Source organism: Anaerostipes rhamnosivorans, from assembly GCF_005280655.1.
Taxonomy (GTDB): domain Bacteria; phylum Bacillota; class Clostridia; order Lachnospirales; family Lachnospiraceae; genus Anaerostipes; species Anaerostipes rhamnosivorans.
Genome location: NZ_CP040058.1, coordinates 2182188 through 2199765, shown reverse-complemented (window position 1 = coordinate 2199765; position 17578 = coordinate 2182188). Strand labels below are relative to the sequence as shown.

Annotated in this window: 19 protein-coding genes; 16 read left to right on the top strand and 3 right to left on the bottom strand. The window is 45.4% G+C overall.

Annotated elements, in window-relative coordinates:
• The first annotated feature begins 38 nt into the window (after positions 1-38).
• From AR1Y2_RS10910 to AR1Y2_RS10895, 4 genes are all read left to right on the top strand, one after another.
• Positions 39-2285, top strand: coding sequence for an ATP-binding cassette domain-containing protein (locus tag AR1Y2_RS10910; RefSeq protein ID WP_137328973.1), 2247 nt, complete (start codon positions 39-41; stop codon positions 2283-2285).
• Positions 2286-2385: 100 nt separating this feature from the next.
• On the top strand, positions 2386-2886 hold the full coding sequence (locus AR1Y2_RS10905) for a GyrI-like domain-containing protein (RefSeq protein WP_137328972.1): 501 nt from the start codon (positions 2386-2388) through the stop codon (positions 2884-2886).
• Positions 2887-3276: 390 nt separating this feature from the next.
• Entirely contained in the window at positions 3277-3987 is a 711-nt protein-coding gene (locus AR1Y2_RS10900; RefSeq protein ID WP_137328971.1) for an acyl-[acyl-carrier-protein] thioesterase, read from the top strand.
• Between the two features lie 5 nt (positions 3988-3992).
• The gene (locus tag AR1Y2_RS10895; protein ID WP_137328970.1) at positions 3993-4322 is read left to right on the top strand and encodes a hypothetical protein; all 330 of its coding nucleotides are present in this window, start codon (positions 3993-3995) and stop codon (positions 4320-4322) included.
• Positions 4323-4328: 6 nt separating this feature from the next.
• On the opposite strand, the gene AR1Y2_RS10890 is transcribed toward AR1Y2_RS10895, so the two are convergent.
• Both AR1Y2_RS10890 and AR1Y2_RS10885 read right to left on the bottom strand, forming a co-directional pair.
• Positions 4329-4508: a hypothetical protein gene (locus AR1Y2_RS10890; protein ID WP_137328969.1), complete on the bottom strand. Its 180-nt coding sequence runs from the start codon at positions 4506-4508 to the stop codon at positions 4329-4331.
• A 59-nt stretch (positions 4509-4567) separates the two neighbouring features.
• Positions 4568-5713: an IS91 family transposase gene (locus AR1Y2_RS10885; RefSeq protein WP_137328968.1), complete on the bottom strand. Its 1146-nt coding sequence runs from the start codon at positions 5711-5713 to the stop codon at positions 4568-4570.
• A gap of 155 nt (positions 5714-5868) precedes the next feature.
• On the opposite strand from AR1Y2_RS10885, the gene AR1Y2_RS10880 reads away from it, so the two are divergent.
• From AR1Y2_RS10880 to AR1Y2_RS10845, 8 genes are all read left to right on the top strand, one after another.
• The gene (locus AR1Y2_RS10880) at positions 5869-6663 is read left to right on the top strand and encodes a MerR family transcriptional regulator (protein WP_137328967.1); all 795 of its coding nucleotides are present in this window, start codon (positions 5869-5871) and stop codon (positions 6661-6663) included.
• A gap of 2 nt (positions 6664-6665) precedes the next feature.
• Positions 6666-7475 (top strand): ABC transporter ATP-binding protein, encoded by an 810-nt coding sequence (locus AR1Y2_RS10875; protein ID WP_137328966.1) that lies wholly within the window; start codon positions 6666-6668, stop codon positions 7473-7475.
• Positions 7476-7478: 3 nt separating this feature from the next.
• Positions 7479-8195, top strand: coding sequence for an ABC transporter permease (locus AR1Y2_RS10870; RefSeq protein ID WP_137328965.1), 717 nt, complete (start codon positions 7479-7481; stop codon positions 8193-8195).
• A gap of 516 nt (positions 8196-8711) precedes the next feature.
• Positions 8712-8936 (top strand): hypothetical protein, encoded by a 225-nt coding sequence (locus AR1Y2_RS10865; protein ID WP_137328964.1) that lies wholly within the window; start codon positions 8712-8714, stop codon positions 8934-8936.
• A 22-nt stretch (positions 8937-8958) separates the two neighbouring features.
• On the top strand, positions 8959-9459 hold the full coding sequence (locus AR1Y2_RS10860; protein ID WP_175403633.1) for a cyclophilin-like fold protein: 501 nt from the start codon (positions 8959-8961) through the stop codon (positions 9457-9459).
• 26 nt (positions 9460-9485) lie between these two features.
• Complete coding sequence (locus tag AR1Y2_RS10855) at positions 9486-10343, top strand: DUF3737 family protein (RefSeq protein WP_137328963.1); 858 nt, start codon at positions 9486-9488, stop codon at positions 10341-10343.
• Complete coding sequence (locus AR1Y2_RS10850; RefSeq protein WP_137328962.1) at positions 10333-11511, top strand: MalY/PatB family protein; 1179 nt, start codon at positions 10333-10335, stop codon at positions 11509-11511. The genes AR1Y2_RS10855 and AR1Y2_RS10850 overlap by 11 nt, the downstream gene beginning before the upstream one ends.
• 16 nt (positions 11512-11527) lie before the next feature.
• Complete coding sequence (locus tag AR1Y2_RS10845) at positions 11528-12688, top strand: MFS transporter (RefSeq protein WP_137328961.1); 1161 nt, start codon at positions 11528-11530, stop codon at positions 12686-12688.
• Between the two features lie 3 nt (positions 12689-12691).
• Here the strand turns inward: AR1Y2_RS10845 and AR1Y2_RS10840 are convergent, their stop codons facing one another.
• Positions 12692-13579 (bottom strand): LysR family transcriptional regulator, encoded by an 888-nt coding sequence (locus tag AR1Y2_RS10840; RefSeq protein ID WP_137328960.1) that lies wholly within the window; start codon positions 13577-13579, stop codon positions 12692-12694.
• A gap of 128 nt (positions 13580-13707) precedes the next feature.
• Between AR1Y2_RS10840 and AR1Y2_RS10835 the strand changes: the two genes are divergently transcribed.
• The 4 genes from AR1Y2_RS10835 (at position 13708) to AR1Y2_RS10820 (ending at position 17554) form a co-directional block, all read left to right on the top strand.
• Complete coding sequence (locus AR1Y2_RS10835; RefSeq protein WP_137328959.1) at positions 13708-14322, top strand: LysE family translocator; 615 nt, start codon at positions 13708-13710, stop codon at positions 14320-14322.
• A 41-nt stretch (positions 14323-14363) separates the two neighbouring features.
• Positions 14364-15668 carry an MATE family efflux transporter gene (locus AR1Y2_RS10830; protein ID WP_243118908.1) on the top strand — a complete coding sequence of 435 codons (1305 nt, stop codon included), beginning with the start codon at positions 14364-14366 and terminating at the stop codon, positions 15666-15668.
• Positions 15669-15678: 10 nt separating this feature from the next.
• On the top strand, positions 15679-16203 hold the full coding sequence (locus AR1Y2_RS10825) for a flavodoxin family protein (RefSeq protein ID WP_137328957.1): 525 nt from the start codon (positions 15679-15681) through the stop codon (positions 16201-16203).
• A gap of 238 nt (positions 16204-16441) precedes the next feature.
• Positions 16442-17554 carry a linear amide C-N hydrolase gene (locus AR1Y2_RS10820; protein WP_243118733.1) on the top strand — a complete coding sequence of 371 codons (1113 nt, stop codon included), beginning with the start codon at positions 16442-16444 and terminating at the stop codon, positions 17552-17554.
• Positions 17555-17578 lie beyond the last annotated feature (24 nt).

Sequence of the window (17578 nt, the reverse complement as noted above, 5' to 3'; positions counted from 1 at the left end):
CATAGGAGACATCTAAAAACGAAAAGAGGTATTGACAAATGACAGATATTATAGTGCAGGGACTTACTCAAAATAATCTGAAACATGTTTCATTCAGGATTCCAAAGGAGAAGATCACCGTGTTTACGGGTGTGTCCGGCTCAGGAAAATCCAGCATAGTTTTTGATACCATCGCCGCAGAGTCACAGCGGCAGATGAATGCCACTTATCCGGCGTTTGTGCGCTCAAGACTGCCAAAGTATCCAAAGCCGGTGGTGGAACGGATCGACAACTTGACAGCGTCAGTGGTGGTGGACCAATCTCCTCTGGGAGGAAACGCCCGCTCGACAGTGGGGACTATAAGCGGACTGTACTCCAGCCTGCGGATTCTGTTTTCAAGAATAGGAAAACCTTATGTGGGAACGGCCTCTTATTTTTCTTTTAATGATCCCAATGGAATGTGCAAAACTTGTTCCGGCCTCGGGAAGGTCTCCCAAATTGATATAGAAGCCGTGATCGATCCCGATAAATCATGGAATGAGGGATGCATCAAAGATTCCCTTTACCGCCGCGGTTCCTGGTATTGGAGACAGTATGCCGAGTCTGGGCTGTTCGACCTTGACAAGCCTGTCAAGGATTACTCCAGTGAAGAGTACAATCTCCTTCTGTATGGTTCACGGAACGGAAAGGGAGAACCGGAGAATCCAAAAGTAACTGGTATCTTTCATAAATATACGAAAACTCTGTTAAACCGCGACCTCAGCAGCAAAAGTAAGCATACACAAAAGAAGTCACAGGATCTGGTCACGGAAATGGAATGTACGGAGTGCCACGGAAAAAGGTTGAATGAGGAAGCCCTGAGCTGCAAAATCAATGGGTATTCCATCGCAGATCTTTGCGAGATGGAATTGACTCAGTTGAGGGAAGTTTTATCACAGATTACAGATCAGACCGTGGGGGTACTGGTCCAGACATTAATAGAGGGGCTGGACAGGATGATAGAGATCGGTCTGCCATATCTTCATTTAAACCGTGAAACACCGTCGTTGTCCGGCGGGGAGGCGCAGAGGCTGAAACTGGTCCGATACATGGGCAGCAGTCTGACCGGGATGACCTATATTTTTGACGAACCCAGCGCAGGGATGCATCCAAGAGATGTCTACCGTATGAACAATCTGTTAAAGCAGCTTCGGGATAAGGGCAATACGGTCCTTGTGGTAGAACATGACAAGGATGTGATCTCGATTGCAGATTATGTGATCGACGTTGGACCTCAGGCAGGACAGGACGGCGGGGAAATTGTTTTTGCAGGCTGTTATGGTGATCTGCAAAAGTCCGGTACATTAACGGGAAAGGCAATGCTTCAGTCTCTTCCGGTAAAACAGGAACTGCGCCGGCCGTCGGGAAGTCTGCCGGTTCGAGGAGCAAACCTTTATAATCTAAAGAATGTAGATGTGGACATTCCTCTGGGGATCATGACGGTTGTGACCGGAGTGGCCGGTTCGGGAAAGAGTACCCTGATCTCCAAGGTATTTGCAAACCAATATGAGAACGATGTTGTAATGATTGACCAAGGGCCCATCACGGCAACCAGCCGTTCCACGCCAGCTTCCTATCTGGGCTTTTTTGATGCGGTCAGGAAACTGCTGGCGGAGGAGAATGGGAAACCGGTCAGCCTGTTCAGCTTTAACTCCACAGGAGCTTGTCCGGTGTGCGGCGGAAAGGGTGTCATCGTAACAGAGTTGGCTTTTATGGATCCGATCATCACAGAGTGTGAAGCCTGCGGCGGAGTACGGTATAATGAGGAAGCGCTTGCCTGCGCCTACAAAGGGAAGAATATAGTGGAGCTTCTGGGATTGACTGCATCACAGGCTTTGGAAGTGTTTGAAGATGCAAGGATCACGAAGCGGCTTAGAATGATGCAGCAGGTGGGATTATCCTATCTGACTTTGGGGCAGCCGCTCAGCTCATTGTCCGGCGGTGAACGCCAGAGGATCAAGCTGGCTAAGAATTTGGGAAAAAAGGGAAGCATTATCATTATGGATGAGCCAACCACAGGACTGCACATGTCAGATATCGAAAACCTGCTAAAGCTGTTTGACATGCTTGTGTCCCGAGGGAATACCCTGATAGTGATCGAGCATAATCTTGACGTGATGAAGCAGGCGGACTGGATCATCGATATCGGACCCGATGGAGGAAAAAACGGCGGCGAAGTAGTCTTTGCCGGGACCCCTGCGGATATGGTTAAGAGCGCCAAAACACTGACTGCACACAGCCTGCGGGCATCCTGTTCCTTTTTATAGACCTGGCTATCCGAACAGTACCTGAAAAGAGAGGATTCATTCAGCAGGATGGATTATAATGAGACAGGGAAAAAAGAGAGGAAACAAGGAGGACATAAAAATGGATTTACCTTTCCGTATCATGAAAAAGGACAGTTTTCGTGTTGTGGGCTACGCAATTCAGACAACGAACAAAAAAAGAGAGGCAAGAAAGGCAGTTCCTATGCATTGGGCCAGGATCAAGAAGGAGCACCTTGAAGAACCGCTGTTAAAACTGGCAGATGAGGAACACCGTGGACTATTTGGTATCAATATCTACAACACCAATCCAGCGGACTCCAGAAAATTTGAATACCTGATAGGGGTTTCCAGCGGCTGTGAAGTGCAGGAGGAACTTGTAGAATTTACTATGCCTGCTGTGACGTGGGCTGTATTTCCGTGTATAATGGAAACGATAGGAAAAACAGAGGCCCAGGCAATTACAAAATGGCTTCCAAAATCCAATTACAAGCCGTTGAATAAAGGTTATATAACCGGAAGGATGAAATCTGGGGCACCGGATATTGAATACTATGGAAAGGACGGGCATGTAGAGGTCTGGATCGCAGTGGAAGAAGGATAGAGACATTGCTGAAAAACTCTAACTTATGTTACAATTCTACCAGAGCACAGGTATGAGTTTTTCTCCATTATTTCCAGTCGGCTCTGGAAAGGCCTCCTTCCAACAATGAAGAAAAACTCTTAGAGGTGGAGCCTTTTGTCTTGTAGCAGCCTGCTCCAGCAGACATTACGTCCCTGAGACAGCAAGGCGGAGAACTGGTGAAAATGTAATGACATTTTCCACATGATCTCCGTTCGGCTCTTAGAATGTCTCACTCCAATCATGTAGAAAATGGACGTAATGTCTGCTGGAGAAGGACTTCTGTCAAAACATGGGATGCCCCAGAGGGTATAGGTTTTTTGACCAATATCTCCTATGCAGGGACAGATTATTGATTCTAAAGGAGTAGATATGTATACATTTGAGAGCAGAATAAGATACAGTGAAGTAGACGCAGAGGGAAAGCTTCCGGTACCGGGCATTATTGATTATTTTCAGGACTGCAGTGTATTCCAGTCAGAGGATCTGGGTGTGGGAGTGGAGTATCTGGCATCCAAAAATCGGGCTTGGATGCTGAACTCTTGGCAGGTTGTCATCGAAAGACATCCTCTGGAGGGGGAACTGGTGAGGACCAGCACCTGGGCGTCAGGCTTTGAACGGCTTTTTGGACTGAGAAATTTTACGATGAAGGATGAACAGGGAGAAATGCTTGCCTATGCAAATTCCTACTGGGTGTATATGGATCTGGAAATGGGAAGACCTGTGAAAGCAACACCGGAGGAAGTTGCGGTGTATCAGCCGGAACCTGCTCTTTTGATGGAATATGAGCCGAGAAAGATCAAACTTCCGAAGGAATGGAAGGAAAAGGAACCCCTGACGGTTCCGAAATCATGGATTGACAGCAATCATCATGTGAATAACAGCCAGTATGTCAGACAGGCATGGAACGCTCTGCCCCTTTATACAAAAATAAAGCAGGTCAGGGTGGAGTATAAGAATTCAGCAAAGCTGGGAGATGTGATGATCCCAAGGACATGGACCGCAGAGGAAAAGATCATTACCGAGTTATGTGATGAAGATAGGACCCCCTATGCAGCCGTAGAATTTCAGCTGAAGGTTTAAAAAGAATGAAACAAAACAGGAAGAGCCTTGTGAAAGGAGCCGTTATGCGGCGGCCCCAGCAAGGCTTTTTTCATTCCATAGGAAAGTTCTTCGAACCTCCCTATGGAATAAAAAAGCCCTGTGGGCAGTATGCACACAATGATATGTACCCCCTTCACTGGTTTTGTCCAGTAAAGGGGGTACATATCATAGGTCTAACTTTTGGGGATCAGTTCAGGGGAGATGAGTTGGGCTTGACCACTTTGTTCCTTTATAGGAAACTTGTCGTTTCCTATAAAGGGGTGTTTAGAATAAAAAAATATACCCATCAAAAGATGGGCATGGCAAACAGATGAAATGGATTAGAAGAGATAAAAACCTTCTTCTCCGATTTCATCATCAAGATCATCCTCCTCATGCAGGAAATAATCCATATCCAGTAAGTCATCATCGCTCATAGATCTGATGTCTTTCGTGGTCATCCCTTCAGGTGGATGCTGCATATACGTTTGTCTGAGTTCCTCGATGTGTTTTGGATCCATTTTGATTGTCCTCCGTTTGGTTCAGTATATCACAGCGGAGGAGGCTGTGGGAGTAAAGATTAAGGACCATGATATTTTTCCTTGGCTTTTCGATAAAGTTCATCGAGAGGAACGCGCTTGTGGTTATGATAAATTTCGAGCAATTCCATTTTTTGGTTACAGCATGGGCATTGAATCGGGTCATATCCAAAAGAGAGACTGATACAGTCCCGCCATCTGTTCATAGAAAGATAAAATTTATGCATTGATGAATGGATCGCATGATGGAGTTTGTAATCTTCTATATGGGATCTGGCATAAAGCCCATAGTAACGAACTTGTTTAAAATGTTTTTCTGGAATGTGTCGGATCAGTCTTTTGATGAAGTCCATGGAGGGAAGAGTTTCTTCCACATAGTGATCATCTTCATGACGGTTGTAATGAAACGTGACCGTATCATCAATAGAGTTGTAGAGATCAATGCGGGAAGTGGCGATGACGGGTCTGCCCAGATACCGGCCGATGTAGTTAATCACCTGTTTTGGCTTACAGCGGTTTGGTTTTGCATAGACATAAAAGCCATCCCTGCTGTTTTTGTAAACCTGAGAGACCACTTCTTTGAAAGAATGAGGAAGTTTCTTCTTAAGTTCATTCAAAAGAGCAGTTTGAAAGGAGCTGCGCATGAAAGTATAGTTAAAATGTGATTTTGCCTGCCACAGGCCACTTTTGCCCAGACCACCTTCTGAAAGGAGACAGTGAATATGCGGGTTCCATTTCAAATCTCTGCCAAAGGTATGAAGGACAAGAATGAAACCAGGAGTAAATAATTCTGTTTGATTATCCTTGTGGAACATGCGGAGAATGACACTTCTTACAGCAGAAAAAAGGCAGTTAAGAAGAGAACGATCCTGGAGGAAGTAAGAGCGAAGTTCATCTGCAATGGTAAAAACACAATGTCTGTGTTTGACGTTGATGATTTTAAAAGCCATAGAAGTAGTGCGGTCAATGGAATACTTGGCACCGCAGGTAGGACAGAAACGGCTTTTGCAACGAAAAGGAACAAACTTTAAGTTGCCACATTTGGAGCATCCATACATGGCACCACCGAAAGAAGGGTCGCCACAATGAAGCATTCGGTCAATGTTTTGGATGACAGAAGGACGAGGATGGAGAGTATATTTGATTTCTTCATAATGGTCACAAAAGATTTTCTGTAATATATTCATAGGACTATTATGAAGGAAAAAGAGACAAAAGAAAAGCCTTAACCCCTCATGAGTGAGGGGCAGGGGAGTTGAAGTGTCGAAGACACTTTTTTATATTTAAGGTCTTGCTTGTGACGCAGCGTAACGAAGTATAATGGTAGGCAGGAGGGGGATCAATGAAGAGAGAAAGAGCAATTCCAGAGAATTATATGACCGTAGGCGAACTTGCTAGAAAAATGGGAACGACGGTCCGCACATTACAGTATTACGACAGAGAAGGTATTTTCTCACCTTCTGCTGAAAGCAGCGGGGGCCGAAGGCTTTATACCTATAGGGATATGATCAGGCTACATCAGATCCTGTCTTTAAAGTCCCTTGGATTTTCATTAAAGGACATTAAAAATAAGCTGGTGTCGCTTGAGACACCGGAGGATGTCGCCGATGCTCTGACCCATCAGGCTGACGCCGTGAAAGAGAAAATTCAAAGCCTTACAGAATCGTTAAAGGCAATAGAAGCATTAAAATCGGAAGTGCTGAGCATGCAGTCCGTAGATTTTAAAAAGTATGCGGATATCATCATCAATCTGCAAATGGGAAATGAGTACTATTGGCTTATCAAACATTTTGACAATAAGATGCTGGACCATATCAGAACTCGTTTTGACATCGAAGGCGGTATGGCTTTTATGAACCGGTTTCAACAGCTGAACGATGAAGCCATGGAACTAAAAGAAAATGGTGTCCCTCCACAAGCCCCCAAAGCACAGATACTAGCAGAAAAGTTTTGGAATCTGGTTTTGGATTTTACAGACGGGGATATGAGCATGCTGCCCAGCCTTATGGAATTTGCAGGCCAAGGGGATATTGAGAAAGGCTGGGGGCAGAGACAGGCGGAGATCAGTACCTATCTGGAACCTGCATTATCTATCTATTTTTCAAGATCAGGGATTGATCCATTTGGGGAGGAATGAATATGGGCTGTGCCATACAGATTGAAAATCTGAGAAAAAGCTACGGGGAGCACCTGGTATTAAAGGGGCTTAATCTTAGGATTGAAGAGGGGGAGATTTTTGGTCTTCTCGGAATAAATGGAGCGGGAAAAACAACAGCATTTGAATGCATTGAGGGTTTAAGAAAATATGACAGCGGCCGGATCACGGTAAACGGAAAAATGGGAATTCAGTTACAGTCATCCTCTCTCCCTGCCTATATAAAGCCCCAGGAGGCGGTTTTGCTGTTTGCAAACTGGAATGGAACAGCGGCTGATCCGTCCATACTTGCGGCTCTCGGTATCCATGAACTGGAGAAAAAGCAATACAGGGAACTATCCATGGGCCAAAAGAGACGTCTGCATCTGGCACTTGCCCTGGTGGGCAATCCGGATCTTGTTTTCCTTGATGAGCCCACAGCAGGGCTTGATGTGGAGGGAAGGATCTCTCTGCATGCACAGATCCGACTGTTAAAAGAACAAGGAAAAACGATCCTGCTGGCCAGTCATGACATGGCTGAGGTGGAAGCCTTGTGTGACCGCATTGCCATTCTTAACAAGGGAAATCTCGCATTTCTTGGCACCGTAGATGAACTGACTGCAAGCATCGGAAGACGATATAACATTAAGATCATAACCAAAGCCGGTGAAGAAGACTATGCTGCAGAGAACATCGGTGAAGCTATGCTGGACCTGTTGGAAGGCTATAAGAAGAGAAATCTTACGGTTCTTGATATTAAGATTGACAGGGGAACTCTGGAAGAGCATTTTATCAATATCGCAAAGGGGGAATAAACTATGAAGGCGTTTCTGTATGGAATGGTCCTGCAGTGGAAATTGGATATCCGCAGCAGGGCATTGCTGATTACCTGCTATGTTGTCCCTCTATTGTTCTTTGCGGTCATGGGAGGAATCTTTACGTCCTTAATGCCGGAAGCGAAGGATACATTGATACAATCTATGACGGTCATGGGGGTATCTATGGGTGCGTTGATCGGGATGCCGCCTTCACTGTCCGAGATTTACGGCACAGATATAAAGAAAATGTATCGGGCAAACGGAGTACCGATGTATTTTGGACTTGTCTCACTGGCCTTCTCAGCTTTTGTCCATCTGCTGATCATGAGTGCTATCATCCTTATCACCGCTCCGATTGCCTTCGATGCGAAAATACCGTCTGACCTGCCGTTGTATTTTACAACACTGACAGCATTTATTGCTGTATCCTTAAGTGTTGCCGGTGTCTTGGGGCTATCTGTAAAAAACCAGGCAAAGCTAACGATGATTTCCCAGCTGATATTTTTGCCATCCATCATGCTGTCCGGAATTATGTTTCCAGCAAAACTGCTCCCTGGAATTTTGAATAAACTGGGAAAACTATTTCCAGCAGCCTGGGGATACCAGCTGCTTTCTGGTCCAAAGTTTGACATTTCAATCATCTTTCCGCTTCTGCTGATCTTTATAACCGCAGTAATCCTATGTCTTTTCCTGTTGAAGAAACAACGATCTGAATAAAAAAATAACTTCCTTTTTTAAACTCTGCATAGTGCAGAGTTTTTTTGTTCCATAGGAAAGTTCTGCGAACCTCCCTATGGAACAAAAAAGCCCTGCGGGTACTATGCACACAAATGCGTGAGGAAACTATTTGACTACGTCAAATCGCATTTGGCGCGCAAAGTTGCCAAGCCCCTCAAAGAGTGAGGGGTTGGGGAGATGAAGTGGGCTTGCCCACTTTGTTCCTTCCATAAGACAGTTCTCCGAAACTCCCTATGGAATACAAAAGCGAAAGGAATCCACCCTAAAAAACATGCTTTAAAGGCATTAATTTCTATTTAATATAGGTATTTGATATTGATAGAACGCAGTTGTATAGTAAAGCTACAGGGCACATTGTTTCTTATCCCCTTCGGGAGAGCGTGCTGTTGCAAAACAAAAGGCGACTCCTACGATACTTTTTTCCTATTGTCGGAAGGATGCCTTTCCAGAGCCGACTGGAGATAATGGAGAAAAACGATCGTAGGAGGTGATGAGGTGGCAGAGGATCAGGACTATGATTCCTTGGTACAGAATCTGAAGGATGCCGGATGCGCGGAGGAAATGATCGACCGTTTTATGGAAGAATGGAACAAGGATGATAGGAAGGAACAGATTCAGGTATTATCGGGGCACAGAAAAATATTACTTGACATGATGCATACAAAGCAGCGGCAGATCGATTGTCTTGACTATCTGATGTATCAATTAAGAAAGAGATAGAAAGGGGATGGAGGAACTTCCTATGAAGAAAAGTATCGTCTGTGCGGCGCTGGCTTTGCTGCTGACGGCATCTGTCACAGCATGTCAAAAGCAGGCGGATGAAAGACGGCCATCAGAAAACAAAGAGAAGTCTTCCAATACAGAGAACGGGCGAAAGAAGAAGGAGGAGACAGTTTTGAACATTGAGATTGGAAAAAGAATATTCCGGGCAGTCTTATACGACAATCAATCTGTGAGGTCCTTCAAAAAAATGCTTCCCATGACAATTTCCATGGAGGAACTAAATGGAAATGAGAAATATCAGTACTTAGATGAAAAACTTCCGGAAGATTCACAGAAAGTGAAGGAGATCCGTACCGGTGATTTCATGTTATATGGGTCCGACTGTCTGGTGTTATTTTATATGGATTTTAAGACAACCTACGCTTATACAAAATTAGGATATATAGAGGATCCAGAAGGAATGGCTTCCGCCCTTGGTCAGGGAAGTATAACGGTGACATTCCGGCTGGAAGAAAATTAGAAATCAGGGAAAAAGGAGAGTTTAGAATGAAACAGATTACACAGCAGTTTTTAACAGGCGAGAGGGCACTTTTTAAAGAAAATGATTTAGAGATTTATGATACTGTATTTGCAGACGGGGAGTCCCCGTTAAAGGAAAGCAGGAACATTGAATTGTACGGCAGTATGTTTAAATGGAAATATCCTCTCTGGTACAGCAAAAATATCAGGATGAAGGACTGTACTATTTTTGAAATGGGAAGGGCGGGCATCTGGTATACAGAAAATATTTCTATGGAGGATACTACAATTGAAGCGCCGAAAAACTTCCGCAGGGCGAAAGGAATCACCTTAAAATATGTAACGATGCCAAATGCACAAGAGACCCTTTGGAACTGTGAGGATATTACCATGGAGCATGTTTCGGCAAAAGGAGATTACTTTGCCATGAACAGCAGGGATATGGTGCTGTCTGACTTTACTTTGGTTGGTAATTACTCCTTTGACGGAGCTAAAAATGTGGAGATTCACCATGCGAAGATGTTGTCAAAGGATGCGTTTTGGAACAGTGAAAATGTGACCGTATATGACTCCTTTATTTCCGGTGAATACCTGGGATGGAACGCAAAAAATCTGACTCTGGTCAACTGTACAGTGGAAAGTCTGCAGGGAATGTGTTATATCGACCATCTGGTTATGGAAAACTGCAAACTGTTAAATACCACACTGGCTTTTGAATATTCCACAGTGGAAGCTCAGATCAACGGAACCATTGACAGTGTGTTCAACCCATCCGGCGGGGTGATTCAGGCCGGCCATATTAAAGAGCTGATCATGGAAGAGGACAAAGTGGATCCGAAAGAGACAAACATCATTCTTCAGGAGGAAATGAAAGATGCCGTATGATTTTAATAAAGTGATCAACAGAAGAGGCACAGGGTCCATGAAGTGGGATGTGCCTGAGAGAGAACTCCCCATGTGGGTGGCAGATATGGATTTTAAAACTGCACCGGAAATCATGGAGGCAATGAGAAGGAAAACAAATCTGGGCATCTATGGGTATTCTGTGGTGCCGGAAGATTGGTATGAAGCTTACATCCGCTGGTGGGAACGCCGTCATGGATTTACCATGGAAAAAGAATGGCTCATATTTTGTACTGGAGTAGTCCCGGCCATATCCAGTATGGTGCGCAAACTGACCACGGCAGGTGAGAATATTTTGGTATTGACGCCTGTTTATAATATCTTTTTCAACTCGATTATGAATAACGGAAGAAATGTGCTGGAGAGCAGACTAAGATATGACGGCAGCGGATATGAGATTAATTTTGAGGACCTGGAAGAGAAACTTTCAGATCCTCAGACCTCTATGATGCTTTTATGTAACCCGCATAATCCGGTAGGAAAGATATGGGACAGAGAAACACTGAGAAACATCGGAGAACTGTGTGTCAAACATCATGTGATCGTAATTTCTGATGAAATCCACTGTGATCTCACAGAACCGGGTTATGACTATGTGCCGTTTGCCTCTGTATCCAGAGAATGCAGGGAAAACAGCATCACCTGTCTGGCCCCTACCAAGGCATTTAACCTGGCAGGACTCCAGACTGCGGCAGTGGCAGTGCCGGACCCATATCTGCGTCATAAAGTGAGCAGGGGGTTAAATACAGATGAAGTCGCAGAGCCCAATGTGTTCGCCGCAGATGCTGCTGTGTCGGCGTTTACTCACGGGGAAGCCTGGCTTGAGGAACTGCGAAGCTATCTGTGGGAAAACAGAACCTATGCAGAAGAATATATAGGAAGAGAAATTCCATCCATAATGCCTGTGCCTGCCCATGCCACATATCTGCTGTGGATGGAGTGTAAAGATGTGATCGGAAGTTCTGTGGAATTCAGCCGTTTTCTGAGGAAACACAGTGGACTTTATGTGTCAGACGGCAATGAATACAGAAACGGAGAAGGGTTTCTGCGCATGAACCTGGCATGTCCACGCACAGTATTAGAAGACGGTTTATTGAGGCTGAAAGAAACGATTCCTGTCTATGAACAATGGATGGCATCCCAATGTTAAACGGAGGGAAAAACTCATGAATAAAAAAATGATTTTTATACTGACGGTGGGAGTGTTCAGTATCATCAATACAGAAATGGGCGTTGTGGGCATTCTGCCCATGATCGCGGAAAGGTACCAGGTGAGTATCTCCACAGCAGGGCTTTTGGTGAGCATGTTTGCCCTGGCCGTGGCGGTTTCAGGTCCCACGATGCCGCTTCTGTTTTCCGGGTTTAACCGAAAAAGGGTTATGATCCTTGTGCTGGGGGTATTTACTGTGTGCAATGTAATCTCTGCATTTGCCCAGCACTTCCCGGTGGTCCTGGCGGCCCGGGTGCTGCCCGCATTTTTTCATCCTATTTATGTATCTATGGCACTTTCTGTGGCGGGCGGATCTGTTGAAAAGAAGGAGGCTCCCAAGGCAGTTGCTAAAGTCATGATGGGAGTATCAGCAGGCATGGTGTTAGGAGTACCTGTGGTCAGCTATATTACAGGACTGACCTCCCTGCGGATCGGCATGTTATTTTTTGCTGCGGTCAATGGGTTTGTTTTGCTGGCCACGATATTCTTTGTGCCGGATCTTCCGGTAAAAGAGAAAATGTCCTATGGTTCGCAGGTAAAGGTTTTAAAAGAGCCTTCAGTTTGGATTTCCATCGCGGGGGTTGTGCTGTTAAACGGTTCTGTGTTTGGTGTGTACAGTTACCTTTCTGAATATATGGAAAAAGTGACAGGACTTTCTGCTGAGTGGATCAGTATTCTGCTGCTGGTGTATGGATTGTCAAACATCATAGGAAATATTCTTGCAGGCCGGCTGCTCAGCAGCAGGCCCATGGGATTCATCACCACATTTCCGTTTCTTTTGGCAGCGGTCTATATAGTGTTATTTTTCCTGGGGTATTTAAGTTTTATTATGGCTGTGCTGACCTTTGTGTGGGGTGTTCTTGCAGGGGCGGCGGCAAATATTAATCAGTATTGGATGACAACAGCAGCGCCAAAAGCGCCGGATTTTGCCAATGGTCTGTTTCTGGCAGCCACCAATCTCGGTACCACAGCGGCTACGACAGTCTGCGGATTTTTCTTGTCCGGCATGGGGACTCCTTATCTGATGATTGGAGGGATTTTATTCCTTCTGCTGGCATTCGCAGCCATCATGTTCAGGGTACTTGGACAAAGGAGGCTGGCAGATGCCGGACTGTGAGATTTAGAGCTTTCCCGCTGAAAATTCTTTCTTAGCCAGTTCCAGAAATTTTTCAGCGGCCTTTGAGAATACCTGATATTTTTTCCATACAAGGTCTAATTTAGCCTCATATCTTGGAGAAAGGGGGCGGAAGCACAGACGGCTGTCACCGGAGGTGTTGAGCAGTTTATCCAGGCAGAGAGCATAACCAAATCCCTCGTCCACCATGAGAGAAGCGTTGTAGATCAGATTGTAGGTACTGACAATGTTCAGAGTATTAATCTCTTTTCCCAGCCAGGCTAAAAAATCATTTCCGATGGACTGGCTGGAGGTGATCAGAGGAACGTCTGATAAATCCTCAGGAGTGATGACATCATTTTTGGCCAAAGGACAGTCTTTTGGCATGAGAAGCCCCCAGGTGTCTTCAACAGGGAGATGGATGTGATTATATTTTTTTAAGTCACCGTATTCAATAAGCACTCCAAAATCCAGGAGTCCTTTGTCCAGACGCTCCGTGACATTGTCCCCATTGCCGCTGTACAGGTGATAACGGATCCCAGGGTGTTTTTTTCGCAGGTCGGATGCGATCCGGGCAATCAGGCGCATGGCATCTGTCTCACCACCTCCGATGTAGATGTCCCCGGTGATGATGTCATCAGGGGCGTGAAGTTCGGCCTCTGTTTTCTCTACAAGGTCAAGGATTTCAGTAGCTCTTTTGCGGAAAAGAATCCCGTCTTCCGTCAGGGTGATCTTCCGGCTGCCCCGGATGAAAAGCCGTTTGCCAAGTTCTTCTTCCAGCTCCATCAGCTGTCTGGACAGAGTCGGCTGTGTGATATGAAGAGACTCAGCGGCGCCGGAAATGCTCTGCTCTCTGGCAACAGCGAGAAAATACCGCAGTACACGTAATTCCATAATAGTTACCTCCCAATTTGTTTCATGTATAGTCTGAGTATAGTAAGTCAATTTATGCCTGTCAAGTATAGAGACTAGTCTGACAGAGAAAGTAGTTATGGAAGAATGATGAAAAGGAAGGAGTCAATATGTGGGAAAATTTTTTCTTGAAAGGATTGGCTGTCGGGCTTCTGTTTGGAATGCCCGTGGGTGCTGTTGGTGCCCTGACCGTTCAGCGGATTCTGAAGTTTGGGCCGGGAGCCGGGATTCTGTCCGGCATGGGTTCATCAGTGGCAGACTGTATTTATGCCTGTATAGGGGTTTTTGGGCTGTCTTTTCTGTCTGATTGTCTGCTTCAAAACCAAGAGGTGATCCATATTTTGGGAGGCATCTTAATCCTTTTTATGGGAGTTGGAATCATCAGGAAAAAAGCAGAGACAGGCAGTGTAAAGGCAGACGCAAAAGCAGGTGCTGCCATGTTTCTTTCCTCTTTTGCGGTGGCCATCACCAATCCGGCCTCTATCTTGTCATTTCTGTTTGTATTTTCATATTTCGGAATTTCAGGCAAGGTAGAGGCGGCAAGGGGAATTCAGCTGGCAGCGGGAGTATTCATGGGAACCTTTTTTTGGTGGGGGATGCTCGCCGCAGGGGTAGTCAGGTTAAAAGCTAAGATAGGAGAACAAATGATTCAAAAAGTCCATCGGTGCTTCGGTGCTGTCCTGGTATTGTTTGGCACGGCAATATTTGTAAGGACCGTACTGTGAGAACCGGGCAGAACAAGCAGAGGATATCCGTTTTGCGTACAATGATTCACCTGTCCATTCCCACCATCATAGAACAGGTGTTGGAAACAGTCGTCCAGTATGTGGATACAGCTATGGTTGGACATTTGGGAGAACAGGCAACCGCAGCAGTCAGTGTCACAACCACAATTAACTGGCTGATTCACAGTCTGATGTCAGCCTTTGGTGTGGGAATCCTTGCAATGACTGCCAGGGCAGTAGGTGAAAAAAATAAAAAATTAACAGGAAAGCTGGCAGTGCTCACTGTCTGGCTGGTTTTGATCCTTGGAGCCATAGAAGGTACAGGGGCAGTTCTGTTAAGTCCCTATATTCCTGTCTGGATGGGAGCAGCACCCGGAGTGCGGGAGGATGCGGCCCTTTATTTTACCATCACCAGCATTCCCATGATCTTCCGGGCAGGAAGTGTGATCTTTGGAGCGGCTGTCCGTGCATCAGGTGACACAAAGACCCCGATGGTGGTCAATGTGTTTGTCAACGGGATCAATATTGTCTTAAACTACTGGTTGATATACACAGAGGGACTGGGGGTATTGGGGGCGGCGGCAGCGTCTGCAGTTTCCTATACATTCGGCGGAATCAGCATGTTTTATATATTCAAGAAAAAGTCTGTATTTTCCTGGAGGAAAGAAAAGCGGATCCCGGATATGGCTGTCTTAAGAAGATGTTTTAGGATCAGCATTCCTGTCATGATGACAAACACTGCATCCTGCCTGGGACAGATTATGTTTACGGGGCTGGTATCCGGTATGGGTACTTCTGTATTTGCGGCGCATTCTATAGCGGTGACGGCGGAGACTATTTTTTATATTCCAGGATACGGTATGAGTACTGCGGTGTCTGCAATGGTAGGATACTCCATAGGAGAACGCAGCAGGGAGAAGTTTGACGTGTTGTGGAAACAGGCTGTGTGCCTGACTATGATTCTCATGTGTGCCGCCGGGGCAGTTCTGTATTTTGTGTCAGATGCACTGATGGGGATCTTTACCCCCAGTCCACAGGTGGTGTCGCTTGGAGCACAGATGCTCAGGATCGTTGCAGTGTCAGAACCCTTTTTCGGTCTTATGATCATCATGCAGGGGATTTACAATGGCCTTGGAAAGACCGGGTATGCTTTTTTTGTGGAAACCGGAAGTATGTGGGGAATACGGATCCTGCTGAGCCTTTTATGCGTAAAGGTCTGGCAGCTGGGTCTTGGTGCCGTATGGTATTGTATGATCGCAGACAATATAACCAAGGCGGTGCTTTATATGATAAGGTTTCTTGTTCCGGGAAAGAGGGAAAAGCTGTGGAAACAGGCATTTCATTAAGGAGGGAAACATGAAAATTTTAATCTTAAACGGCAGTCCGCGGCCAAATGGAAGCACATCAGCCATCGTAGAAGCATTTGCGGAGGGAGCAGAGGAAGCAGGTCATTCTGTTGAGATAATAAAGGTGGGAAGAAAAAAAATTGCAGGATGTCTGGGCTGTGAATACTGCCATACAAAAGGAAATGGTCAGTGTATCCAGAAGGATGACGAGAAAGAAGTCTACAAAGCTCTTGAACATGCAGAAATGCTTGTATTGGCATCTCCAATCTACTACTATTCATTTTCGGCCCAGCTTCAGGCGGCACTCCACCGGACTTATGCGCTGAAGGTTCCGAAGAAGGTACGAAAAACAGCCTTGCTTTTAAGCTCTGGGTCCCCGGATGTGTACGGACCGGCAGTACGGCAATACCAGCTTTCTGTCGTGGAGTACTATAAGACAGAAGATCTTGGAGTGATGACAGTGAATGAAGAGAATTATAAGGCTGAGGATCATCTGGAGGAATTTAAGATGTTTGGAAGATCTGTCACTGAATAGAGTCAATTAAAAAACGAAACGTAACATCAGGTGTTGCAGTTACAATTTGTAGAAGTAGAAGTCATGGGGCCGCAGCGGCGATTTCATGACTTCTACTTCTACTTTTCTAAACAATGCTTAAGAAGCATGATTATGTATTTTCTATAGGTATTTGATATCGAAGCGCCAGATAGATATAATTTTACCAAAGGGTGGGGCAGGAAAGAAGAAACTATAAAAGTGGAATCAGGATAGGAGAATGGCAGAATTGAAAAAAACAAAAACAACAGTCATGATTTTATTGGCAGCTCTATTGGCTGCAGCAGTACTGGTCATTACAAAATGCGGCCGTACAGAAAAAGATGACAGCATCAAACAGGTAAGAAATACGAAGGGAGGAAGCACGAAGGAGGTCGACCCGGGGCATAAGATTGTGAAGCTGGAAAAGGGTCTGTCGGCTGTCAGGTATGATGGTGACTACGGGTTTGAGGATTACCTGAGACAGGGAGGTGCATCCTCAGACTCAGAGGTGATTAAATTTATAACCGGGCATCTGGGCATCGGACCCACAGGACTGGGTTTCAGGAAAAACGTATATGGATGTAGCACTATATCTGTAAAGAGTCCAAAAAATGAGGCACTGTTTGGAAGAAACTTTGACTGGGAAAGCTGTGAGGCCATGATCACGGTCTCAAAACCTGACACCGGATACGCTTCTGTATCTACAGTCAATATGGACTTTATCAATGCAGGATCAGGTTTTTCTGTTTCCAGGCTGCCTTCCAGGATACAGGCCATGGCGGCTCTCTATGCACCCCTGGATGGGATGAATGAAAAAGGGCTTTGTGTGTCAGTGAATATGATACAGGATTCAGACAGCATTGAGCAAAATACGGAGAAACCGGACATCACTACAACGACTGCGGTCCGTCTGCTGCTGAACAAGGCGGCTGACGTGAAAGAGGCTTTGGAACTTCTTGATCAATATGATCTTCATGCATCAAAAGGGATGATGATCCACTTTGCAATAGCGGATTCCTCCGGGCGAAGTGTTGCAGCAGAATATGTCAACGCTCAGATGACAGTGACAGATACTCCTGTGGTTACAAATTTTTACCTGGCAGAAGGAGAGAAAAAAGGGATCGGCACAGAGCAGTCCCACACACGGTATGATATTCTGACAAAACAGCTTTCTAAAACTCCGGCCATGGATATGGAACATGTCCGGGATGCTCTGGAAAGCGTGAGCAAAAAGAATTTCGGGGAATTTGAATCTACGGAATGGAGCATTGTATTTAATCAAAAAAGCAAAGAGGTCCGCTATTATCACAGGGAAGATTATGATAACAGCTATCGGATTTATGTGAAATAACGAATGAAATGAGGAAAGGAGACT